The sequence below is a fragment of the Alkalicoccus urumqiensis genome, from assembly GCF_002993335.1.
In the GTDB taxonomy this organism is placed as follows: Bacteria; Bacillota; Bacilli; order Bacillales; family Salisediminibacteriaceae; genus Alkalicoccus; species Alkalicoccus urumqiensis.
The window spans coordinates 102,600-124,734 of the sequence record NZ_PVNS01000005.1 but is presented as its reverse complement, the minus strand read 5'-3'; the positions used below and the strand labels follow the sequence as shown (position 1 = coordinate 124,734).

At 53.1% G+C, this 22,135-nt stretch carries 29 protein-coding genes; 21 read left to right on the top strand and 8 right to left on the bottom strand.

The features are described from left to right. Window positions 1-138 precede the first annotated feature (138 nt). From C6I21_RS06770 to C6I21_RS06730, 9 genes are read left to right on the top strand one after another with little or no spacing between them, the layout of a single operon-like run. Entirely contained in the window at window positions 139-1,227 is a 1,089-nt protein-coding gene (locus tag C6I21_RS06770) for an ABC transporter substrate-binding protein (protein WP_181186141.1), read from the top strand. Beyond that, window positions 1,214-2,254: a FecCD family ABC transporter permease gene (locus C6I21_RS06765; RefSeq protein ID WP_105958687.1), complete on the top strand. Its 1,041-nt coding sequence runs from the start codon at window positions 1,214-1,216 to the stop codon at window positions 2,252-2,254. The genes C6I21_RS06770 and C6I21_RS06765 overlap by 14 nt, the downstream gene beginning before the upstream one ends. Beyond that, window positions 2,251-3,714 (top strand): adenosylcobinamide amidohydrolase, encoded by a 1,464-nt coding sequence (locus tag C6I21_RS06760; RefSeq protein ID WP_105958686.1) that lies wholly within the window; start codon window positions 2,251-2,253, stop codon window positions 3,712-3,714. Before C6I21_RS06765 ends, C6I21_RS06760 begins: the two co-directional genes overlap by 4 nt. Continuing rightward, window positions 3,711-4,679, top strand: coding sequence for an adenosylcobinamide-phosphate synthase CbiB (gene cbiB / locus C6I21_RS06755; RefSeq protein WP_105958685.1), 969 nt, complete (start codon window positions 3,711-3,713; stop codon window positions 4,677-4,679). Before C6I21_RS06760 ends, cbiB begins: the two co-directional genes overlap by 4 nt. Before the next feature lie 15 nt (window positions 4,680-4,694). Further along, entirely contained in the window at window positions 4,695-5,750 is a 1,056-nt protein-coding gene (locus C6I21_RS06750) for a threonine-phosphate decarboxylase (RefSeq protein WP_105958684.1), read from the top strand. Continuing rightward, the gene (locus tag C6I21_RS06745) at window positions 5,744-6,265 is read left to right on the top strand and encodes a bifunctional adenosylcobinamide kinase/adenosylcobinamide-phosphate guanylyltransferase (RefSeq protein ID WP_105958683.1); all 522 of its coding nucleotides are present in this window, start codon (window positions 5,744-5,746) and stop codon (window positions 6,263-6,265) included. The genes C6I21_RS06750 and C6I21_RS06745 overlap by 7 nt, the downstream gene beginning before the upstream one ends. Further along, on the top strand, window positions 6,262-6,999 hold the full coding sequence (cobS, locus tag C6I21_RS06740; RefSeq protein ID WP_105958682.1) for an adenosylcobinamide-GDP ribazoletransferase: 738 nt from the start codon (window positions 6,262-6,264) through the stop codon (window positions 6,997-6,999). The genes C6I21_RS06745 and cobS overlap by 4 nt, the downstream gene beginning before the upstream one ends. Beyond that, the gene (locus tag C6I21_RS06735; RefSeq protein WP_105958681.1) at window positions 6,951-7,574 is read left to right on the top strand and encodes a histidine phosphatase family protein; all 624 of its coding nucleotides are present in this window, start codon (window positions 6,951-6,953) and stop codon (window positions 7,572-7,574) included. The genes cobS and C6I21_RS06735 overlap by 49 nt, the downstream gene beginning before the upstream one ends. Then, entirely contained in the window at window positions 7,499-7,876 is a 378-nt protein-coding gene (locus C6I21_RS06730; protein ID WP_181186140.1) for a bifunctional adenosylcobinamide kinase/adenosylcobinamide-phosphate guanylyltransferase, read from the top strand. The genes C6I21_RS06735 and C6I21_RS06730 overlap by 76 nt, the downstream gene beginning before the upstream one ends. A gap of 194 nt (window positions 7,877-8,070) precedes the next feature. Here the strand turns inward: C6I21_RS06730 and C6I21_RS06725 are convergent, their stop codons facing one another. Further along, complete coding sequence (locus C6I21_RS06725) at window positions 8,071-8,511, bottom strand: hypothetical protein (RefSeq protein ID WP_181186139.1); 441 nt, start codon at window positions 8,509-8,511, stop codon at window positions 8,071-8,073. Window positions 8,512-8,762: 251 nt separating this feature from the next. Beyond that, window positions 8,763-9,494 (bottom strand): hypothetical protein, encoded by a 732-nt coding sequence (locus C6I21_RS06720; protein ID WP_181186138.1) that lies wholly within the window; start codon window positions 9,492-9,494, stop codon window positions 8,763-8,765. A gap of 72 nt (window positions 9,495-9,566) precedes the next feature. Between C6I21_RS06720 and C6I21_RS16430 the strand changes: the two genes are divergently transcribed. The 5 genes from C6I21_RS16430 (at window position 9,567) to C6I21_RS06700 (ending at window position 13,426) form a co-directional block, all read left to right on the top strand. After that, the gene (locus C6I21_RS16430; protein ID WP_181186137.1) at window positions 9,567-9,737 is read left to right on the top strand and encodes a hypothetical protein; all 171 of its coding nucleotides are present in this window, start codon (window positions 9,567-9,569) and stop codon (window positions 9,735-9,737) included. Window positions 9,738-9,794: 57 nt separating this feature from the next. After that, on the top strand, window positions 9,795-10,262 hold the full coding sequence (locus C6I21_RS06715) for an S-ribosylhomocysteine lyase (RefSeq protein WP_105958677.1): 468 nt from the start codon (window positions 9,795-9,797) through the stop codon (window positions 10,260-10,262). A 217-nt stretch (window positions 10,263-10,479) separates the two neighbouring features. Beyond that, on the top strand, window positions 10,480-11,412 hold the full coding sequence (locus tag C6I21_RS06710; protein WP_105958676.1) for a YndJ family transporter: 933 nt from the start codon (window positions 10,480-10,482) through the stop codon (window positions 11,410-11,412). Window positions 11,413-11,430: 18 nt separating this feature from the next. After that, window positions 11,431-12,015, top strand: a complete 585-nt coding sequence (locus tag C6I21_RS06705; protein ID WP_105958675.1) for a UbiX family flavin prenyltransferase — start codon at window positions 11,431-11,433, stop codon at window positions 12,013-12,015. A 4-nt stretch (window positions 12,016-12,019) separates the two neighbouring features. After that, window positions 12,020-13,426 carry a Glu/Leu/Phe/Val family dehydrogenase gene (locus C6I21_RS06700; RefSeq protein WP_105958674.1) on the top strand — a complete coding sequence of 469 codons (1,407 nt, stop codon included), beginning with the start codon at window positions 12,020-12,022 and terminating at the stop codon, window positions 13,424-13,426. A 57-nt stretch (window positions 13,427-13,483) separates the two neighbouring features. Here the strand turns inward: C6I21_RS06700 and C6I21_RS06695 are convergent, their stop codons facing one another. Next, the gene (locus C6I21_RS06695) at window positions 13,484-13,882 is read right to left on the bottom strand and encodes a VOC family protein (protein ID WP_245411559.1); all 399 of its coding nucleotides are present in this window, start codon (window positions 13,880-13,882) and stop codon (window positions 13,484-13,486) included. A 232-nt stretch (window positions 13,883-14,114) separates the two neighbouring features. On the opposite strand from C6I21_RS06695, the gene C6I21_RS06690 reads away from it, so the two are divergent. The 3 genes from C6I21_RS06690 to C6I21_RS06680 all read left to right on the top strand — a co-directional run bounded on the left by C6I21_RS06690 (window position 14,115) and on the right by C6I21_RS06680 (window position 16,558). Beyond that, a complete protein-coding gene (locus C6I21_RS06690) occupies window positions 14,115-14,624 on the top strand; it encodes a type 1 glutamine amidotransferase domain-containing protein (protein WP_105958673.1) in 510 nt (169 codons plus the stop codon). Window positions 14,625-14,756: 132 nt separating this feature from the next. After that, on the top strand, window positions 14,757-15,779 hold the full coding sequence (locus C6I21_RS06685; RefSeq protein WP_105958672.1) for an LLM class flavin-dependent oxidoreductase: 1,023 nt from the start codon (window positions 14,757-14,759) through the stop codon (window positions 15,777-15,779). 176 nt (window positions 15,780-15,955) lie between these two features. Continuing rightward, a complete protein-coding gene (locus C6I21_RS06680) occupies window positions 15,956-16,558 on the top strand; it encodes a trimeric intracellular cation channel family protein (RefSeq protein WP_105958671.1) in 603 nt (200 codons plus the stop codon). Between the two features lie 51 nt (window positions 16,559-16,609). On the opposite strand, the gene C6I21_RS06675 is transcribed toward C6I21_RS06680, so the two are convergent. Together C6I21_RS06675 and C6I21_RS06670 are read right to left on the bottom strand one after the other, a co-directional pair. Further along, window positions 16,610-16,954: a YflT domain-containing protein gene (locus C6I21_RS06675; RefSeq protein WP_105958670.1), complete on the bottom strand. Its 345-nt coding sequence runs from the start codon at window positions 16,952-16,954 to the stop codon at window positions 16,610-16,612. Between the two features lie 103 nt (window positions 16,955-17,057). Continuing rightward, window positions 17,058-17,612, bottom strand: a complete 555-nt coding sequence (locus C6I21_RS06670; RefSeq protein ID WP_245411558.1) for a DUF1836 domain-containing protein — start codon at window positions 17,610-17,612, stop codon at window positions 17,058-17,060. Window positions 17,613-17,743: 131 nt separating this feature from the next. Here C6I21_RS06670 and trhA point away from each other — a divergent pair, with 131 nt between their 5' ends. Beyond that, the gene (trhA, locus tag C6I21_RS06665; protein ID WP_105958669.1) at window positions 17,744-18,391 is read left to right on the top strand and encodes a PAQR family membrane homeostasis protein TrhA; all 648 of its coding nucleotides are present in this window, start codon (window positions 17,744-17,746) and stop codon (window positions 18,389-18,391) included. A gap of 62 nt (window positions 18,392-18,453) precedes the next feature. Here trhA and C6I21_RS06660 read toward each other — a convergent pair whose 3' ends face one another. Then, on the bottom strand, window positions 18,454-19,272 hold the full coding sequence (locus C6I21_RS06660) for a YihY/virulence factor BrkB family protein (protein ID WP_105958668.1): 819 nt from the start codon (window positions 19,270-19,272) through the stop codon (window positions 18,454-18,456). A 31-nt stretch (window positions 19,273-19,303) separates the two neighbouring features. Further along, window positions 19,304-20,485: a MalY/PatB family protein gene (locus C6I21_RS06655; protein ID WP_105958667.1), complete on the bottom strand. Its 1,182-nt coding sequence runs from the start codon at window positions 20,483-20,485 to the stop codon at window positions 19,304-19,306. 135 nt (window positions 20,486-20,620) lie between these two features. On the opposite strand from C6I21_RS06655, the gene C6I21_RS06650 reads away from it, so the two are divergent. Beyond that, window positions 20,621-20,932: a hypothetical protein gene (locus C6I21_RS06650; protein WP_105958666.1), complete on the top strand. Its 312-nt coding sequence runs from the start codon at window positions 20,621-20,623 to the stop codon at window positions 20,930-20,932. 13 nt (window positions 20,933-20,945) lie between these two features. Then, a complete protein-coding gene (locus tag C6I21_RS16425) occupies window positions 20,946-21,122 on the top strand; it encodes a hypothetical protein (RefSeq protein ID WP_181186136.1) in 177 nt (58 codons plus the stop codon). Between the two features lie 47 nt (window positions 21,123-21,169). Here C6I21_RS16425 and C6I21_RS06645 read toward each other — a convergent pair whose 3' ends face one another. Continuing rightward, window positions 21,170-21,499, bottom strand: a complete 330-nt coding sequence (locus C6I21_RS06645) for a four-helix bundle copper-binding protein (RefSeq protein ID WP_105958665.1) — start codon at window positions 21,497-21,499, stop codon at window positions 21,170-21,172. 160 nt (window positions 21,500-21,659) lie between these two features. Between C6I21_RS06645 and C6I21_RS06640 the strand changes: the two genes are divergently transcribed. After that, the gene (locus C6I21_RS06640; protein WP_105958664.1) at window positions 21,660-22,115 is read left to right on the top strand and encodes a DUF2188 domain-containing protein; all 456 of its coding nucleotides are present in this window, start codon (window positions 21,660-21,662) and stop codon (window positions 22,113-22,115) included. The last annotated feature ends 20 nt before the right edge of the window (window positions 22,116-22,135 follow it).

Genomic DNA, 22,135 nt, shown 5'->3' with positions numbered 1-22,135 from the left:
AAAGGATGGTTGAATGCGGACGGGCAGCCATCCGGCCTGCCTTTTGATGCATTTTACTAGAAGCGCATTCCTTTTTACGAGAAGGGAGCGCTTTTTTGTTATGAAAAATCAATCAAAAGAATGGCAGGGGGAGTTATCATGAAACGAGCAGCACTATGTGCAGCGGCAGGAGCCTTTTTCACACTGGCAGCCTGCGGAGGAAACGAAGGAGATACGAATACTACAGGGAACAATAACAGCGGGGAAAACAATGAAATGGAAGAAACCGCTGAGGAAAATGCGGAAGAATCAGACAATGAAGAAGAAAATATCAATGCCGCAGAAAACAACGAACCAGATGAAGAAGCCGACAATGAGGAAGAAGCAGCTTCAGACGAAGAAGGCAGTTTTCCCATAACGATCACCGATGACGCCGGCAATGAAGTAACGATTGAAGAAGAGCCGGAATCATTTGTAACTCTCCAGCCGAGCGAAACGGAAATTCTATTTGAACTCGGTGCGGGTGATCGTCTCGTCGGCGTCGATGAGTTCAGTAACTATCCGGAGGAGGCTGCGGAAATTGAAACGGTCGGTGCCCAGGATATGGACGCGGAGCGGATTCTGCAGCTGGAGCCGGACGTCATTTTCGTCAGCGACTATCATCAGAACAGCTTCCCGGAGGTGCTCGATCAGTACCGGGATAACGGGTCCCATGTTGTTGTGACCGCCAATCCTACGACGTTTGACGGGACATTCGAGGCGATCGAAGAAATCGGCACGATCTCCGGCCGGACAGAGGAGGCAGAGGAGCTGGTAACATCCATGCAGGAAGAACTGGATGAGCTGCGGAGCATCGGCGAGTCCATTCCGGAGGAGGAACGTAAAACGGTCTGGGTGGAAGTAGCACCGTCTCCGGAAATATTTACGACCGGCCAGGGAACGTTTATGCACGACATGCTGGAAGTAGTCGGGGCAGAAAATGCTGCCGCGGAGTACGAAGGATGGGTGGAAGTAACGGAAGAGGAGATTCTCGTTCTGGAACCGGACACGATTCTGACAACCTACGGCTACTATGTGGACGATCCGCAGGCGGAAGTAACCGGGCGTGACGGCTGGGGGGATGTTCCGGCTGTAGCGGATGAAGATATCCATGATGTCGACGCCGATATGGTGACGCGTGCCGGACCGCGCCTCGTAGACGGGACGAGGCTCGTAGGCGAAGCGGTCTACCCGGATGCGTTCGAGTAAAACCTGGATCTATTACGGCGGCAGCCTGCTGCTGCTTTTCGGAGCTGTTCTTCTCGGTCTGATGTCGTCGAGTGTCACCATCTCTCCGGGTACGATCGCAGGCATTGTCCAGTCCCGGCTTCTCGGACAACCGCTGCCGGAGGGCATTCCGCAGAGTGAGGCGTCGATTATTTGGGAGATCCGGCTGCCGCGGGTGATTCTCGCCATGCTCGTCGGTGCCTGTCTCGCACTTGCTGGTGCGGCGTTTCAGGGGCTTTTACGGAACCCGCTTGCCGATCCGTATACGATCGGCGTCTCCTCCGGTGCCTCTCTCGGCGCCGTCTGTGTCATCTTTTTTCAATGGACGTTTCTCGGTGCCTTCACGCTGCCGCTGACCGCTGTGGCCGGCGGGTTTGTATCACTGCTTCTCGTCTTCAGCCTCGTGCGCCTTAGCAGCAGAAGCATGGCGATCGAAACGATTATTTTAGCCGGCATCATTTTAAGTGCCTTTATCGGCTCGATTATTTCGTTGATCATTTCGCTCGGAAGCCAGGATGAAATGACGCAGATTATTTACTGGCTGTACGGCAGTGTTGCCATGCGCGGATGGAGCTACGTCACGCTGTCTCTTCCGTTTGCTGTACTCGGAGCGGTGCTGCTTCTGAGCCGGACGCGTGATTTAAATGCGATGGCACTCGGGGAGGAGGCAGCGGGCCACGTCGGCGTCTCCGTCCAGCGCGGCAAGGTACTCATCCTCACGGGTGCATCCCTCCTGACAGGGGCCGCCGTCGCCGTTTCCGGTACTATAGGGTTTGTCGGTCTCGTCATCCCGCACCTTGTCCGGCTCGTAACCGGGCCGGATCACCGGCATGTACTGCCGGTTTCGATGGTCATCGGCGGCGCCTTTTTAATCACCGCAGATGTTGCCGCACGGACACTCATTGCACCACAGGAACTGCCGATCGGCGTCATTACCGCATTAATCGGTGCCCCGCTGTTTGCCTTTCTACTCGTACAGCGGCGCATCGGAAAGGGGAGAGAAGGATGATGGAACTGCAAGGACTCAGCGGCGGCTACGGCAGCCGCCAGGTCATTTCCGATGTCACGCTGCACGTACCTGACGGCAGCTTTTTCGGCCTTCTCGGCCCAAACGGAAGCGGGAAAACGACGCTGTTTAAACTGATCAGCGGCTCACTGGTTCCGACAGCCGGTTCGGCAAGTCTTCATGGAAAACCGCTCTCTACCATGAAGCCGGTTGAACGTGCCCGGCACTTGGCGGTGCTTTCGCAGGAAACATCGGTTTCGTTTGACTTTACCGCAGAAGAGATCATCCAGCTCGGCCGGTATGCTTTTCAGACGGGCCTTTTTAAGCAGCTGCGCGCCGAAGACCGGCAGGTGATGGAAGACGTGATGGTCCTCACCCGGACGACCGAGTTCCGGAACCGTCCCTTCTATCAGCTGAGCGGCGGCGAAAAGCAGCGCGTGCTGCTTGCAAAGGCACTCGTCCAGGAGCCGGAGGTGCTTCTTTTGGATGAGCCGACGAACCATCTCGATATCCGCCATACATTCGATATGCTCGACATGCTGAAGCAGTGGCAGAAAGAGCGGAAACTGACGATTATCGCTATTCTGCATGATATTAACACCGCCGCCCTTTACTGCGACCGGATGGCGCTTTTATCGGAGGGGAAAATTGTCGAAGAAGGATCGGTGGATCTTCTGCGGAATCCGGAGCGGCTGGCGGAGGTGTACGAAGTGGAAACGTGGCCGCAGGCCCATCCGGTCGTACCGAGACCCCAGCTTGTCATGACACCGAAGAACCGGGGCGCAGAACGCGGACCGCTTCTTGATTCCTACAGTCTGGAACAGAGCAGCGGTGCCATCGTCCTTTCGTTTGACCGTCCGCTCCGGAGTATCTCAAATGGTGTTGCCGGAGAAGGGATACAGTGGATGACCCACTTCGCCAATTTCCATGTCGACAAACAGTATCAGAGCCGGACCCCGGAGGAGGATGTCCGCCGCTGGATCGAATCGCGGAACCTGCCTGCTGCGCAGTCCATCGGGATGATGACTGCAGTTTTTCTCGAACGGGCCATTGTCCGTGAAACGAATGTCCACGGCATTCCGATGCTCGCCGTTGTGACAGCCGGAACCGGCAATGCGGTGGATATCACGTCGAAGGAAGCGGCAGCTCCTGCAGCAGGTGCCGGGACGATCAATATGTTTCTTTTTGCCGATGTCCACCTTTCAGACGGCGGACTCGTTAATGCATCGATGTCTGCAGTGGAGGCGAAAGTGAAGGCACTTGCCGATCACGGAATTACCGATGCGGCAAGTGGCACAGCGGCAACCGGTACCTCGACGGACAGTATCGTTTTTGCTGCTTCCCAGCGCGGCCGCCGCAGCGCCTACGCAGGGTCCGGAACGCCTCTGGGCCGGGCTATCGGACAGAGTGTGTACGAGGCAGTAACCGCGGCGCTTCAGCTGGAGAAAGAGGCCGGGCGATGATCCAGCCCGCACTTCTTCTTCCGGCAGCGCTGATGCTGGATCTGCTTATCGGAGATCCCGGAGGCCGGTTTCATCCGACGGTCCTTCTCGGAAAGGTCATCCAGATGTATACAGCCAAGTGGAACCACGGCAGCAGAAAGCGGCGGCGTTTATTCGGTATCATCCTCGCTCTGGGCCTGCCGGCGCTGGTGTTTGCAGCAGGGTGGGGCATCCTGCTCCTGGCAGGTCTTATCCATCCAGTGGCAGCGGGCGCTGCAGCCATCGTAATGACGTCCTTTACCATTGCGTGCCGCGGGCTGATGGAGGCTGTGGAACGTGTGGCGGCACCGCTCCTTCAAGGGAACCTTCCTGAAGCGCGGAAGGCGCTCTCGCTTATCGTCGGCCGCGATACAGAAAATCTCAACGAGGCGGATACGGCAAGAGGGGCGGTGGAAACCGCAGCAGAAAACATCAGCGACGGCATTACCGCTCCGCTTTTCTGGGCACTCCTGGGCGGGGCTCCGCTTGCTCTGGCTTATCGTGCCGTGAACACACTCGATTCCATGGCCGGTTACAAAAACGAAGCATATGAAGACTTCGGCTGGGCATCCGCCAGGCTGGATGACGTCGTCAATTGGATCCCGGCAAGACTGACGGCAGGGTGTATGATTTTCGTATCGCTTTTTTTCAGAAAAATGCACACGGCCCGCGGGATACGGACGATGCGGCGGGACCGGAAAAAGCACCCAAGTCCGAACAGCGGGCTGAGTGAAGCGCTCACGTCCGGACTGTTCGGCATCCGCCTCGGGGGCGTCAACAGGTATCAGGGAATGGCATCGGTGCGCCCGGTGCTCGGAGAGGAATTCCGTCCGGCAGAAGCAGGTGACATTATGCCGGCTTCCTCCCTCATTCTATGGAGCGCATGGGCATTCGTTTTCTTTATGAGTGTGGCCGCTTCGGCGGTAGCCGTATTTATTCTATCCTAAGGAGGGGATCGCGTGATGAACTGGCCGGTCCACGGAGGACATCCGGAACTGCTTGAAGGTGCACCGGACACCGTCATGATTGACTTCAGTGCCAATTTAAATCCACTCGGTCCGCCGTCCTGGCTGATGGATCGTGCAGAGGCGGCCCTGCCGCAGATGCTGCGCTATCCGGATCCGGACTATGCTTCTTCCCGGAAAGGGTACGCGGAGTCGGAACATGTTGCTGCCTCCCAGGTGCTGCTGACGAACGGCGGTGCAGAAGCGATCCAGCTTGCCGCGCTTCTTCACCGCGGCGGACAGGCAGCTGTAGCTGTGCCGGCATTTGCAGAATACGAAACGGCGTGCACTGCTGCAGGCATTACGGTAACCAGACTTCCATACGAAGGCGGAACGTTTCCGCTCGATGAAGCCTGCGCGCGTATGGCGGAGTGGGATCTATTTTTCTTATGCCGTCCGCACAACCCATCCGGCACGGTGCTGGAAGCCGGAGCGGTACGGCAGCTTGCCGATGCCTGTGAAACCGCTGGGACCATGCTCATCATCGATGAAGCCTTCGTCGATTTTCTGCCATCGGAGGAGAAACTGACTCCGCTTCTTAACACTCATTCCAGCGTCGTTCTGCTCCGATCCTTTACGAAAATGTTCGTCATTCCGGGGCTCCGGCTCGGCTGCGTGCTGGCATCCGAGCATGTCACCGCTCAGCTGAAGGCGCTCCAGCCTGCATGGAGTGTCAACGCTGTAGCGGCTGCTCTTCTGCCGGACATGGCCGCAGATACATCGTTCGTCCGCGAGTCTGTGGCGCTCGTTGAAAAAGAGCGGGAGCGGGTGTTTCAGTCCCTTCCGGACCGCTTTTCCGTTTCCGCCTCGCGCGTCAATTTCTACCTGATCCGTGATACGAATCTCGACGACCAGAAGCCGCTGTTTCAGTTTCTGCTTCAGGAAGGAGCGGCCCTCCGGCATACTTACAATTTTGAAGGCATCAACGGAAGTATGCTCCGGGCAGCGGTACGGACACCCGAAGAAAACGACGTTCTCATCCAGGCACTTCAGAAGTGGGATGCCCGATGCTGACATTCATCTGCGGCGGTGCGCGGTCCGGTAAAAGTGCGTTTGCAGAACAAGAGGCGCTCCGTGAAAGTTCTTCTCCGGTATACGCAGCGACGAGCCCGCATACGGACGAAGAAATGAGTGCCAGAATAAACAAGCACCAGCGGGAAAGAGATGACCGGTTTCAGACCGTGGAATGCGGAACGGATGTGGAAGCGGTGCTTCAGTCCGCACCGCCGGACACGGTAATCCTGATCGACTGCTTAACGGTCTGGCTGAGCGGACGGATGTTTTCGGACGGGGTGGGTGCGGCAGTCATTCACGAGGAGATGGACAGGTGGATCGAAGCGTCCCGGACGCGCCGGGTTCTCATCGTTTCCAACGATATCAATGAAGGGGTGCTTCCGGACGTTCCGGAAGTGTATGACTACGTGGAGCTGCTCTGCGGACTCCACCGGAAGCTCGTTCAGGCGGCGGAAACAGTGGTACAGATGACGGCAGGTCAGCCTTATTACTGGAAGGGAGAGGACGCTCTATGATCGGCGGTCTGATTACGGCGCTGCAGTTTTTAACGAGGCTGCCTCTTCCGGTGCAGGTACCGTGGAATGCGGAAACGAGGCGGTGGGCCATCCGGTTTTATCCGTTCGCCGGACTTTTGATCGGAACGTCCGCGTTCGTGTTTCTGCTCCCTGTCCCGCCTGCCGCCCAGGCACTGCTCTATGTTACGCTGCTCGTCGTCTGGAGCGGCGGGCTGCACCTTGACGGATGGATGGATACAGCGGATGCGGCAGGTTCCAACGCGCCGCTTGAGAAAAAGTGGGAGATCATGAAGGACCCGCGTGTGGGAAGTTTTGCTGTCATCGCGCTCGTATTTCTGCTCGCCTGGAAAACAGCCGCCGCTGCAGGTATTGCCGCTGCGGACGCTTCGTTCTGGCTGCTGCTGCTGTTCGTTCCGGCGCTGGCGCGGGCCGGAGCGGCCGCTCTTCTCGTTATCGTTCCGCCCGCAAAGCCGGATGGACTGGCTGCCTCGTGGCAGGAGAATGCAGGTAACATAGATGCGTTTTGGGGCATGCTGTTTCTTCTACCGCTCTTCTGGATACCGGGCGGTCTGCTGCTGGCAGGCGCCGCGGTCATTTTTTATAGTATCTGGGGCTGGTGGATCCGCCGCGCGTTCGGCGGCATCAGCGGGGATCTCGCAGGCGCTTCGGTGGAAGGAGGGGAAGCATGGCTTCTTATTGTTCTATGGTGTTTTATGTCTGCCGGCATGGTATAACAAGAGCGAATCAGGAAAAGCGCTACCTCGGGTGGACCGATGTCTCGATTACAGATGAAGCCCGGAGGCAGATGGAAGGGAAAGCACTTCCCGAAGCGAGGTGGTACGTCAGTGATTTCACTCGTTGCATCCAAACCGCAGAAGTACTGCTCAACCGGCCGTTCTGCATCACAGAGGCCCTGCGCGAATACTGCTTCGGGGAGTGGGAGATGAAAACATACGATACACTGAAGACCAATCCCCGCTACCGGAAATGGATTGACGATCCGGAACGTATTCAGCCGCCCGGAGGAGAAGCGATGGAGGCTTTTCAACACCGGCTTTTATCTTTCTGGAGAGAGGTGGAAGGGACAGCCCCTGCTGTCGGTATTGTTGCTCACGGCGGCAGTATCCGTGAGCTTCTTTTCCTTCTCGGTTTCACAGCTTCGAGGTGGGAGGCTTCTGTTCCGCACGGAGGTCTGCTCCGCCTGGATCTTCAGCAGTCAGAGGAGGGATGGACATGCACGTCTTTATCGGCGGCGCCTTTGCTGGAACACTCGAAGCAGCACAGGACCGCTATCCGGAAGCGCCTGTAATCAGGCCCGGCGAATCCTTTCCGCCGGAAAACGGAGCGGTTATCATCCACGATTTCCGTCAGTATCTGCACCAGAATGGGGAAAAAGCGTTCCACCATCTCCTCGACCGTCTGCCAGCAGAGCGGATAGTGCTTGTTATGGAGGAAATGGGAAATGGTGTCGTCCCGCTGGAAAAGGAACTGCGTAAGCTCCGGGATGCCAACGGGCGTGCCGCTGCCCGTGCCGTCCGTAAAGCGGACGATGCAGACTACGTCTGGTACGGTCTCTCCCGGCCGATGAAGCGGCGGAGAAGAGAGGCATAAAAGCCTGAAGCTGTCCACCCCGCGCTTTCCGCCACGTTAAATCTGCATACAAAAAAAGGCTGCGGCGGTACATTTCTGTACCGCCGCAGCCTTTTTCAAAGTACAAGAAAGTATAAAATTCGAAGCTTCTTCCGAGCTGGGATGCCAAGGGTTATAGTATTTCAACGTTCTGTTCTATGTGCCGTTTGTTTTTGTTAATGGAGCTTCTTCACTTTTCGGCAGAAGCTTGCCGTGGGCTTGTCTTCCAGCCGGGCGCTATTTGCACGGCTGCAGAGCATGAGCGGAGCCGGCCTTTGGTTTGAGCCGCAGGGCAGCGCACTTCTGCCATGCGGCGCGGCCGCACGGAGCCATGCTTCTTCAATCGAAGCATTGTCCAGCTGCAGCGCCCACTCGCTCGAGGTTCCTTCACCCCTGCCGAAGAAAGCAAAGAGCAGCTTTCGTCGGCAGGGCCTCCAGGACTGGTCGCTCGTGACCAGGGCGCTTCCGCTTTTCGGGCGACTGCGCTTGATCCCACCGGCGTCTCTGCCGAACGCTTCGAAGCGCAGTAAAATAGAGATGAAATACGAAGGATTTATAGCAGAAATGATGTTTATAAGGTAATGATGGTCTCTTCCAATTCGATTGAATGACAGCATTTTCTGCGCAAAAGGGATCGCTTCTAACAAGTGTTTTCTTTCTCCCTGCCGAAACCGGAGGCCGTCGACTCCGGGAGGATCCGAACGAGGCGAAAATCCATTCCTTCGGACGGAAGGAAGAAGGAATTAGTTGAGCCCGTTCCCTCCGGAACGCGTACGGTTGCAGGTGCAGGCAGAAAGCGGGAACCTATTCAACAGACCTCCCTTTTCTTTTAAGACCAGGCGGTTTCTGCCTGGTTTATTTTATGCCATTACCAGTTAAAGAAAAGCTTTAATAGAGTCGTCAAAGCGGTATAGATTCCTGCTGAGAGAACAAAGGTCGGCAGGTGGGCATCGCCTTCAGAGGGAATCTCGTTTTTAATAACGTTAAACGTCATGCTTCCGGCAAGGAAGGCAAACGCGATGGAAAGTGCGAACGGGGACGGCGGTGTCAAAACAGCGGTCAGCCACCCGGTCAATATTCCGGCAGCAAGCATCCAGCGGCCATACAGCCGGTGTTTTTCCGCATTCTCCCGGTACATGTCGTGGGCAACAGCCATAAAATGAAGGCCGGCAGCCATGCCGTAAAATAACAGCTGGGCAAGATTTTGATCCCCGGCAAAAAGAATGTAGGAGAGGAGCGCGTTGTATGAGAAAAATAACAGCGACTGTACAAAAAAGAACCGGTCTTCGATTGTATTTCCTTTTGCATGACGGTGACGCTCCGCTAAGCGGTTGATGACAAAAAACAGAATGATTCCGACGAGGCCGAGCACATACAGCTCGGATTCCATCGCCAGTTCCATCGCCGAGTCGCCGAACTCCTGCTGCTCGTGATGAAGGGACGGCAGAATGTAGACGAATATATAGGAAACAGCGATGCCGCCTGCAAAGGACATCCACTTGACTTTACCAATCGACGAACTTGATATCACGCGGCTTGCAAAAACTTGGATGATTAAAAATAAAACAACGACAAAAAAAGGACCCACTTCGACCTTCACCTCCAGTACAATAGAAAAAGAACCATTCCAAGCTTCGCACAGCGGAGCGGTGAAATCAATCGGAGGGACGCTATGCTGCTGAACTATGTACTGCTCGTACTCATATTCTGGATCATCTTGTTCGCCCTTCTGCGCGCGATGGTCTTTGTCACAAAGCGGCCGTGGGAAAAAGATCTCGTTCTCACACTTCTGCAGGCAGTTATATTAACGGTTTTGTGGGTATTTCTTCAGGCAAACGTGTAACGGAGCCGGTGGAATCATGTTAAACTGGACTCAGCATACAACAAGGAGGCAGACACAATGGCAGAAAAAATGAACGTGGAAAGCTTTAACCTGGATCATACGAAAGTAGATGCACCGTATATCCGCCTGGCCGGAAAAGTCGAAGGAACGCAGGATACGATTTATAAATACGATATCCGGTTCTGTCAGCCGAACAAAGCACACATGGATATGCCGGGTCTTCACTCTCTGGAGCACATGATGGCGGAATTCAGCCGCAATCACCATGACCGGGTCGTCGACGTATCGCCGATGGGCTGTCAGACAGGTTTTTACCTGAGCCTGATCAACGATGACGATTATGAAGGCGTTCTCCGCCTCGTTGAAAAGACACTCGAAGATGTTCTACAAGCAGAGGAAGTGCCGGCGTGCAATGAACTTCAGTGCGGATGGGCCGCCTCCCACTCCCTCGAAGGCGCGCAGGAAATCGCCCGCGGTATGCTGGAGAAACGAAACGAATGGAGTACGATTTTTCAAACAGCGTAGTAACCTGTTGGGAAGCAGAGAGAAGCCGCACCGGAGCAAGTGACTTCGGGCGGTTTTTTCTTTATTGTCTCATTCCCGGCATTTAAACCAGAATTGCCGGTCTGCTGCCCGTCACCTGAGATTGTCCTTTCTTTTCATATTTAAATGGATTTCCAGCTTAGCACAGATTAGAACAGGGAATAGGACATTCGAACGTGCTCTGCTGGAGGAGGCTGTCATGAAATTAAAAGTGAATATCCTGACTGGTGCTGCCATCGGAATAATCTGGCTTCTTCTGGTAGATGTTACCATAGTCGAAATAGCACTGGCTTTATCTTTTTTAATACTTATTCCGCTGCTCATTCATATTGCCGTGCCGAAGCGGGCCACGGTTACTGCAGAGCACTGGCTTTTCTGGCTGTCCGATCATTCGGTGGCCGCTGCACTCTTTGCACTTGCAGCCGTAACGCTCGACAATTACTGGATATCTGTGCTGTGTGCAGCCGTCTGGCTTGTATACACAGGACTTATTGCCATGATGGGCGCTGTACGTATCTGGAACCGCCGGATTTACCCGGCAGAGGAAATGATTATCGATATCGGTCTTTTATTTACCGCTGTCGGCGGTATGTGGCTTCTTTTATCCGAGGCTGGGATTCACCGGCTCCTTCCGTACTCCGAAATCACGATCCAGCTTACAGCCGTCCATTATCACTATTCTGCAGTAGTGGTAACGATCCTTACGGGGGCATTCGGCCGTTTTTTGTTTGCCCAGACGGGAAAAACCGGACCGCTGTACCGTTTTCTGGCTATTGGCACGGCGGTCGGCTCTCCGCTTATCGCGCTCGGTGTGGTTCAGGGACCGCCGCTGGAAGTTGTCTATGTGACGATCTATTCCACAATCCTGCTCTGGATGAGTGTCTGGTGGTTTATCCTCCTGCCACGCATGCCGCTGCGGGCAAGGTGGTTTATCGGCACTGCTTCGGTAACGTTATTCATTTCCATCGGAGTGACAATGCTTTATGCCATCGGAATGGTGACGGAGACGCAGTTTGTTACACTCGATATGATGTTTTACTGGCACGGAGCGGTAAACTCCCTCGGCTTTTCCCTTTTCGGGGTGGTCGGATGGTATCTGCTCGGTTCCCAGCCAAAGCGGACGAGGAATTGACATCAGGAGGATGACAGAATGACAAAACGAATCATTGTTGGTATTTCAGGCTCTACCGGGCCCATCTACGGGATCCGGCTGCTGGAGGCACTCCAGGAAGTGGAAGAAGTGGAAACCCACCTGATTTTGAGCAGCTGGGGGGAAAAGACAATCCGTATCGAAACCTCCTACACTCCGGAGGACGTAAAAAAGCTGGCGGATGTGGTTCATGCGCCGGAAAATCAGGCGGCATCGATTTCGAGCGGTTCGTTTCAGACCGATGCGATGGTCATCGCCCCCTGTTCCATGAAAACACTCAGTGCCGTGGCACACGGATTTGCAGATAATCTGCTCAGCCGGGCGGCGGACGTTATCATGAAAGAAAGACGGAAACTTATTATGATGCCGCGTGAAATGCCGCTTCACGATATCCATCTGGAGAACATGCTTAAACTTTCCCGGATGGGGGTTGTCATGATGCCGCCGGTTCCGGCGTTTTATCAGCAGCCGGAGTCGATCGAAGATATTGTCAATCACACCATCGCACGTGTGCTTGACCAGCTCGGGATCGACAATGATCTGGCACCGAGGTGGCTGGAAAAAAAGAAAAAATCGGAAGGGTGAGAAGATGACAGTCAAAGATACACAGAATCTAATTAAAGATATGATGGATCGTCTGTATGAAGATGAATCCTTTCTGCCGGAGGAGTCCGGGGATGCACGGAGACGTTTTTTTCAATCCGGCACAGAAATTCTGACCACGACAGATAAAATCATTAAAAGCTCGATCCGCGTATCCAGAGATAACCGGGAAATCGAACGAATTCCGGCGTTCCGTGTTCAGCATAATAATATTGCCGGTTTTTATAAAGGCGGTATCCGGTTCAACAACCTGGTGCATGAAGAGGAAGTAGAGAATCTAGCTATATTGATGACCTTGAAAAATGCGCTTCATGAGCTTCCGTACGGAGGAGCAAAAGGCGGTGTCGTCGTTCATCCCAATGACTATTCCACCCGCGAGCTGAATATGATCGCGAAAAAATATGTCCAGCGGTTTACGACCGATATCGGACCGACACACGACATTCCAGCACCTGACATGGGCACCAATGAACAGACGATGGACTGGATGACAGGGGAATACAAAACGATCAATCCAGGTAAAAATTATCTCGGTGCGTTCACCGGTAAAAGCGTGGAAAACGGCGGAGCGAAAGGCCGGAGAGAAGCAACCGGACGCGGTGTCTACTACAGCTATAAGTGGCTTTTGCACGAATGGGCAAAAAGCATTGAAGAAGAAAGCCAAGTGTCTGCCGGAATTCACCGCAAGCAGTGGCATACGCTGAAGGCACTGCTTGATAAAAACAAAGAAGGAAAGCCGATTGATATGGCGGTGCAGGGTTTCGGTAATGTCGGGAGTGTGGCAGCGGAAATGGCCGATGCCTGTCCGGATGTCCGGAATAACGTTACTGCGGTCAGTGACCACCAGGTAACGCTCCGCCGGAGAAAAGGATTGGATATTCCAAAGCTTGCTGCCTACCAGATGAAGCACCGTCAGCTTCCATCAACAGAAAGGGAACTGGAGGAGGCGGGAGTCGAAGCAGAAATTGCAGGTCCCGAGCAGCTCGTCTTCGAAGACGTTGACGTGCTCATTCTCGCTGCAGTCGAAGATCAAATCACTGAAGAGAATAAAGAAAAGGTGAAAGCGTCCGTATTCATAGAGGGTGCTAATGCGCCGATTGATCAGCATGCAGACCGGTACCTGCATGATAATGGCTGCGTCGTCATCCCGGACGTTCTCGCCAACGCAGGTGGTGTCATGGTCTCCTATATTGAATGGAAGCAGGACCGTGTGACGCACCTGTACACCGAAAAGGAAGTTCTTGAAGACATGACAAAACAGATGGCCCAGAGCTGCGAGAAGGTCTTCGTCTCCTATTTCACAGAAGGGCTCTCCAGTATCCGGAACACGTGTTATATCCATGCATTGAAACGCCTGTTTACACTTCTGTACAAGCACGGAAAGCTTTATTAAATAATAGGAGAAGCCGCACGGGGAGGACCCGGCGGCTTCTCTTCTATCTCTTCTTATTTACTGGTTGTGCGGCGAATCGCTGTCCGGAGCAAGCAGTTCAATTTTGTTGCCGTCCGGATCCTCCGTCCATACCTGAGTGTTACCGCCGATGCCGCGCTTCGGTCCTGCTGTGACCGGCGCGTTTTCCTGCTTTAACTTCTCGGCGGCTGCTTCGGCGTCTTCAATCAGCAGACAGAGATGATGCGGCCCCGATGAAGCAGCCGGTACGTTCCCGGAACCTCCGTAAAAAAATTCAATGTACTGTTTCGGAGCAGCCCGTACATATTCAATCCACGGGGAGCCGTCGTCCTTCGTCACTTGAAACGCGTAGTCGAGACCGAGTACTCTCGTGTAGAAATCAAGCGTCTTCTCCATATCTGTTACCGTATACGCCATATGCGCAATGCCTTGAATCACTGCACTCACCTCCAGTCAAAGTATAGCATGCAAGCTGAGGAGGCCTCCAGTTCATCTTGATCCGCAGGTTTTTCTTTTCCGGATTCTGGGTAATATACTTACTGGACGGCAGAAGAAAAGAGGTGAGCGTCCGTGCGGAAATTTAAAAAGCTGTTTGCTTTTGTTCAGATCGTACTGGTCGTATGGAGACTGTTGAAAAAACTGCGCAAAAAATAAAAGGAGTGCTGTACAGATGAGTAAAATTGCATGTGTCATGACAGATATGTTTGAAGATGTTGAATACACATCCCCGCTGGAAGCCTTCCAGAAGGCTGGTCATGAAGTAACCGTGATCGGTCCGGAAAAAGGGAAGAGTGTTACCGGCAAGCAGGGTGATACGACAGCGGAAATAGATCTCGGCATTGCCGATGCATCCGCCGGCGATTACGATGCGCTGTTTATTCCGGGTGGTTTTTCACCGGACCTGCTGCGCGGCGATGAGCAGTTTGTTTCGTTTTCCAAGCATTTTATCCTTCATGATAAGCCGGTATTTGCGATCTGCCACGGACCGCAGCTGCTCATTACAGCAGATGTGCTTAAAGGGCGTAAAATGACCGGATTTAAATCGATCCAGATGGATCTCCGTCATGCCGGCGCCAACGTGTTTGACGAGCAGGTCGTCATCTGCGGAAACCTTGTTACCAGCAGACAGCCGGATGATCTGGAAGCCTTCAACAAAGAAAGTCTGAACCTTTTAAAATAAGACTATCACGCAGGGGGCAGCCGGCAGCGGCTGCCTTCTTTTCTATTTCTATTGAGCAGAATTATTTCGCATTCCGGACGTTCTTGTTACGATAAGTAAGAAGTGACCAATTGGAAAGGGACGTGACGTGGAATGAAAAAACTGCCGATTTCTGCGCTGAACCTGGCACCAGTCCGGGCAGGCAGCGGTCAAAAAGAAGCGATTGAAGATGTAGCAGAACTTGCGAAACATCTGGAAACATTGGATTACCAAAGATACTGGATTGCAGAACATCATAACACAGCGACGCTGATGAGCTCTGCGACGTCCATCTTAATAAAGCACGTGCTGGAACAGACGACATCCATCCGCGTCGGCTCCGGAGGGGTTATGCTGCCGAACCATACACCGCTTGCTGCGGCAGAGCAGTTCGGTACGATGGCGGTTCTTTATCCGGGCCGCGTGGATATGGGACTCGGCCGCGCGCCGGGTACCGATATGGCGACAGCGCAGGCGCTGCGTCGTTCCCGGTCGGATCAGTCTGTACACTCGTTTCCTCAGGATGTGGAAGAGCTGCTGACGTATTTTGGACCGGAGGAAGAACAGGGGAAAGTAAAAGCCTATCCGGGTACCGGAACGGACGTGCCGCTTTACATTCTCGGCTCCTCTACAGACTCTGCCCGGCTTGCAGCTCGTCTTGGGCTGCCGTATGCATTTGCGGCCCACTTTGCGCCGACATACCTGGAGGAGGCGGTGCGCCTGTACCGCAGGCATTTTCAGCCGTCGAAGTATCTGGACGAGCCTTATGTGATGATCTGTGCGAATGTGATCGCGGATGAGACGGATGAAGAAGCTGCACGGGAGATGACGACGCTGCACCAATTTTTCCTCAATGTCGTCCGTGGAACACAGCAGCCGCTCCAGCCGCCGGTGGACAGCATGGATGGCATGTGGCATCCGCAGGAGCAGGCGATGGCCCAGCAGATGACGAGCGTATCGTTTGTCGGAAGCAGGGAAACCATAACAGAACAGCTGCAGTCATTCCAGGAACGGTTTGAAGCAGATGAAATTATGGCTGTGACGTATATGTATGACCGGGAAAAGGAGAAGCGCTCCTTTACCCTGTTTCAGGAGGCAGCCGAAGCCTGGAGAAAAGCAGCTTCTGCTGCGGAATAGATAAGAAGTTCCAGGGGCAGGATAAGCTCCTCCCGGCAGGAACAACAGTCTGTGGCCCCAATATGGGCACAGACTGTTTTTTACGTTGTCGACGGGTCAGAAACCCAAAAATCTCCCTTGTCTTTCCATATGAAATTTCGTACACTGAATAAGGTTTGAAAAGGGGGAACAGGAAGATGTGGGAAACATTGAATTTCATCGGTACCATTGCTTTTGCGATGAGCGGTGTGAACGTTGCACTGGAAGAGCGGTACGATCTGATGGGAGTATACATACTCGGATTTATTACGGCATTCGGAGGGGGAGCTGTCCGGAATTTATTGATCGGCCTTCCCGTGGAAGCGCTGTGGGATCAGGGTGTTTTGTTCACTTCTGCTTTTCTCGTCATGACCTTTGTGTTTATTTTTCCGCGGCTTGTACAGTGGACACTGCTGCGTCGTGGAGTCTTTTTTGATTCCATCGGTCTTGGGACGTTTTCGGTGCAGGGAGCGCTGTACGCCTATACAATGGGACATCCGCTCAGTGCGTGTATTGCTGCGGCGGCACTCACCGGCACCGGCGGCGGTATGATCCGGGACGTGCTGGCAGGAAGGAAGCCGCTGTTTCTGCAGAAAGAAGTCTACATCGCCTGGACAATTATTCCCGGAATCGTTGTCGGTCTCGGCTGGATGACTTCCGCCTGGGAACTCCTGTTGATCGTGGCACTCGTCGTCACGCTTCGTCTCTGCTCCGTGTATTACCAGTGGTCGCTGCCGAGCCGCCTTCCGCAGAAAATATAATGAATACGAAAAAAAACCGCCGGTTGGCGGTTTTTTCGTATTCATACCGGATTACAGCGTCATACCGTCCGGTGCATTTGGAATGACGACAATGACTTTGCCCTGGTCGAGTTTTTCTTCCAGTTCATTCGCCATGTCTTTGGAAAATCCGAGTTCTTCAAACTTTGCACGGAGCTCATCGCCCTTTTTCCGGAAGATGTTCTTCGCAGCCGTGCCGAAGTTCATGTCGTTTACACCGAGTGTGTTTGCATCAGCGTTATCAGCTACCCGGTCTGTACGGTCGCTGTCATGTGTCAGAACATAAATATCGTCTTCACTGACACCTTTTTCTTTAATTCCCTGTACTGCATCGACAACTTCTTCATCGTTGTAAAATTCTTTGTAAAGTGGCTGCATGGTTCATTCCTCCAGTTAAGATAGTAGCGAGCAACGCTCTAGTTAGCTATTTACCATCCTGAACCAAAGTTAAAACATCAAATCCAATTTTGTGTCTTTTTCCCTAGCCCGGCAGATCGTCGATCAGGTTCTCTGCAGCCCGGCGGTACAGGTTGCTCTGATGGAGCAGACTCAAGATGAGAAGCACCTGCTGGACGTAGGGGTCGGCTGCTTTTTCCACAGCCTTCTCTGCCACTTTCGCCTGATTCTGGATCGATTGCCGCACAGCCTCCGTTTCCTGTTCGGCCCGCTCGAGGAACTGCTCATAAAAGACGTTCAGGTCCGTATCGGATTCCGGCTGGGAAATGCGCGCCTGTTCCAGCGTTTTTTTGACATCTTTTAACGCGAGGGATCCTTTCATTTCATAGATCAGGCCGATGAGCATAACGTGTTCTTTCGTATATCGTTTGTTTTTCACCGGAAGAAGCAGTCCGCCTTTGGCATAGTTATTGATCATCGTTTTCGTCATAATTTTTTCTTTTTCTTCCCGTTTGAGTCCGGCAAAGGTCTTCTCAAACAGCTGAATGACCTGATCCATATATAAATCGAGATCCGGGAGCTGGCCCGGCTGAATATGTGCGTCCAGTGTCATGTCGTGTAAACGATTCTGCAGGTTCATGAAAACGGCCCCCTTCTGTATGTAAGTATACCTGCGCAAAAAAAAGGCAGCAACAAAAAACTGGCAGTCAGCAGGATGATGTGGTAACATGTAGTTATTGATACTACGTGAGAGAGTGAAAGGGGAAAGAAATGAGTACATTCACATTCAGTAAAGAAGAAGAGGTGGCAAATTCCGTTACCCACGGAATTGGAATTTTATTCAGTATTGCTGCACTCGCAGGGCTGACGGCGTTTGCTGCGGCGCACGGTACAGCCTCCCACGTCACCGGCGTCGTCCTGTTCGGAGTTTCCATGATGATTCTCTATACATCATCGACGCTTCTCCACGCGCTGCCGCACGGAAAGTGGAAAAACGTGTTCGAAATTCTCGATCACGCCTCTATCTACTTTTTTATTGCCGGTACATACACCCCGTTTCTGTTTATCGCGGTACAGGGGTGGCTCGGCTGGACGCTTTTCGGTATCGTCTGGGGGGCGGCTGTACTCGGCACGGTCTTAAAATGCTTCTTCGTGAAAAAGTACATGTTTCTTTCTACGATCGGCTACATTATTCTCGGCTGGCAGATCGTGTTCGCCTGGGAGGCGATCAGCGGATTTCTGCCGCCATCAGGAATGAATCTGCTCATTCTCGGCGGACTTCTGTACACGCTCGGTGCTGTGTTTTACATGTGGCGGGCGTTTAAGTACCACCACGCTGTCTGGCATCTGTTCGTGCTTGCGGGAACCGCCGCCCATGTCGGTGCCGTCATGGAACTGCTTCAGACTGCGCTGGGTTAAGAGAATACAGCACAAGACAGCCGGAGGAGCGGCTTTACGCCTCCTCCGGCTGTCTTTTATTGTTACCATGTTTTTTTGGGCATTTTCTCGGGCCTCCGGGATACGCGGCGTTCCAGAAGAAAGGCGTTGATTTCCCCGCCGATCAGCACGATGAGGGAAATGAGGTGAAACCAGATCATCAGTGCGATCACCGTGCTGATCGTTCCATAGGTGGCGGAAAAATCCGCCACCCGTGTGATGACACTCGAAAAAAGGAACGATACAACCTGCCATCCGATTGTTGCTGCGAGTGCGCCGGGAAGAATGTCGCGGAGCCGGAGACGAAGCGACGGGCCGATCCAGTAGACGAGCAGAAACACGGTAAAGAGCATCAGGCTGCTCAGCATCCAGCGGAGAAAGTGACCATCGAATAAAAAAGCTTCCATCTGCAGCAAGTCTGTAATGTGAGAGCCTGCGACCTGAAGTACAAGTGCCCCGATAACAATAATAAAAAGTCCGGCGGTCAAGAGAAGGGCGACGAACCGGCCGAGCAGAAGAGACCGGGCTTCTGTCACCTGAAAGGCGCGGTTTAACGATTCCAGAATGGAATTGACAGCAAGCGAAGCTGTCCAAAGCGTGAAAACAGCCCCGATGGAAAGAACCCCGGCCTGCGTGTTTTCGGTGACGACATTCCATTCCTCTTCGATTACCATAAGCACTCCGGGCGGCACGTACGTGTTCTGCAGGAGAAGGTAGACGTCGGTAATCGTAAACGGCAGGTAGGCAAGCAGACTCACAATGAACAAGAGGAACGGGAAGATGGACAGGAGCAGAAAATAGGCAGTCTGGGCGCCTAGATTTACTAAATCGTGCTCGATAAAGCGGCGGAATAATTCTTTCATGTGTCTGCTCCTTTTCCCAGTGGGCGTCCTGCTATGAACCTTTTTTATCCTTCAGTGCTTTTTTCAGCCGGTTCAGCCCTTCTTTCACCGTATCCCGCGGGCAGGCGACATTCATGCGCATAAACCCGTCTCCTGCCTCGCCGAACGTATGCCCGGGATTTAATGCGATCCGCCCTTCTTCAACGAGCGCTTTGGAAAGCTCTGCGTTGGAGAGGCCGGTTCCACGGCAGTCGATCCAGACGAGGTACGTTGCTTCCGGCTGCACAGCCTTCACGTGGGGGAGTTCAGCCTGGAGAAAGGAGTCGACGAGCCGAATGTTGCCCTGCAGGTACTCCAGAAGCTCTTCAAGCCAGGCTTCGCCTTCTTCGTAGGCTGCCTGCATGGCCAGAATGCCGAACGTGTTTAATGTGAAGGCGCCGTTCTTTTTGTCGATCTGCTCCAGCTTTTTCCGGTATTCTTCATTTTCTGTAATGAGCACGCTGGACTGAAGGCCGGCCAGGTTGAATGTTTTACTTGGTGCAGCAAGTGTAATCGTCTGCTGAGAGATCTGCGGGCTGATCGATGCAGCGGGAATCTGCACATTCGGTTCAAAGACGAGATCGCCGTGAATTTCATCCGTGACGAGAATAACGTCCCAGCGGATGCAGAGAGAAGCGATTTTTTCCAGTTCTTCCTTCGTCCAGACCCGGCCGACCGGATTGTGGGGAGAACAGAGCAGGAACATGCGTACACCCTGACTCATTTTTTCCTCCAGATCCTGAAAGTCGATTTCGTAACGCCCATTTTTTTCGACAAGCGGGCTGTCGACTACCCGGCGGTCGTTTTCTTTAATCATGGAGAAAAACGGCGGGTACACCGGAGACTGCAGCAGAATCCCGTCGTCCGGTTCGGTGAGCGCCTGAATGGATTTCGCAATGGAAGGAACGACGCCCGGACTGAATTGAATCCAGTCAAGCTCCATCGTCCAGTTCTGGCGCGAAGAAAACCAGTCGCGGACTGCTTCTTTTACCCGGTCATCGACGTACGTATAGCCGTAAAGGCCGTGTTCTGCGCGTTCGCGGATCGTTTTTGTGACAGCTTCCGGCGGGTGGAAATCCATGTCGGCCACCCACATAGGCAGGAGTTCCTTCTCACTTTTATAAAGTTCAGCCACCTTATCCCATTTCACAGAGTATGTATTCTTCCGATTGATATATTCCTGAAAAAAGTTCACATTATCACCTCACTGCATTGATACTTTCTATTATGACAGAAATGAGCGTATATTGCTTTTCTCATACATTCTGAAGCAGGGCTTGCTCCAGGAAAGCAAATTGCATACACTGGATGAGGAAAGGAGACGCGGATCATGCAGGCTTTTTTAGAAATGCTGAAAGCGGCGCTTCTGCTGTTTGCTCTTCTCGTCCTCTACAGCATTCTCAATGCGTTTATACTCGGGCTGGACGGACTGGAAGGGATGAGTGACGGGGAGACACAGATTTACTTCGTATCGCAGATGTTCGGTATTCTGGCCTTTGCCTATCTTTTGTACCGTACGCTGTTTCAACGCTCGTGGGAGAAGTGGACCGGACAGGGGCCGATGCCGCCGGGGTGGAGAAAATGGCTTCTCGCCGGTGGCATTCTATGTACGTTCGTTCCGATGGGAATTATCTTGATATAGAGGAGGGCTGTCTATGTACCTTGCCCTGCAGGGAGTACTGAGTATTCTCGGACTGATGTCGATTGCAGCAGCGGTTCTTTTGGAGAGTACGGGGTTTATTTATCTCGCCATTGCCTTTGCACTGGCCGGATTTGTCGTTCAGATCGTCACGAAAATACGGCAGCGGAAAACAGGAGATACCGATAAATAACAAAAACGCTCCGGGAATGTTGCTCCCGGAGCGTTTTTTCGGCAGACTTACGCAGTAAATGCGAGGCAGGCTTCTTCACACTTTTCGCATTTCTCTGCGCAGTACTTACAGTGGTCATGGTCATGCTGCCGGCATTCATCAGCACAGGCACGGCAGATAACCGCACAGGCACGGAGCAGTTCTTCAGCAAACGGAGTATCCCGGGCCAGGGCCTGCTCGGTGTATCCACAGAAATCGGCACATTCCCGGTCCGTCCGGATGCAGTTCGCCATCATGTTTACATCATCTTCCTGAAGACACGCATCATAGCAGTAATTGCACGCTTCCATACATTCGTGGAGCGTCTTCATCAATTCTTCCCGCTGCGTCATATTCATGTATATCTCCTCCTGTAAAAATATACTTCCCTGCTGATTCTCCAGCCGGGCTGGTACAGAACTCTACCCAATAAATAGGAAAGGGCAAACACCGTATTGTCGTTTAGAAAGAGAAATTCTGGGAAAAAGAAAAGAAACAATTGAACAGGAGGTATGCATGATGCCATGGACAATGAACGACTATCCGTCCTCTCTAAAAAATCTTCCGACGCTCGTCCGGAAAAAAGCGATTGATATTGCAAACACGATGCTGGAGGAAGGCTACAAGGAAGGGGACGCTATTCCGATTGCTACAGAGCAGGCTAAAAAATGGCATGAAGATGCGTCGGAGCAGGAGAAAAAAGAGCTGGAGCAGGCGTCGCAGAAAGAAATTAAGCAGGCAGACGGAGACAGCTCGGCGCGGCCGGAGCTGAACGAAAAAAATGTGCTCGTTGAACCGCATGAAAATGGCTGGGCTGTCCGCACCCGGAGTGCAGAACAAGCTTCCGATGTGTTTGATAAAAAGGAAGATGCGGTGAATCGGGCGAAGGAAATTGCGGAGAACAAAGAAACGCGCGTGGAAATCTTCAAGCATGATGGGAGTCACCAGGAAGACTGGACCCCTTCAAGCAGGTGAAAATAAATATCCTCTTAATA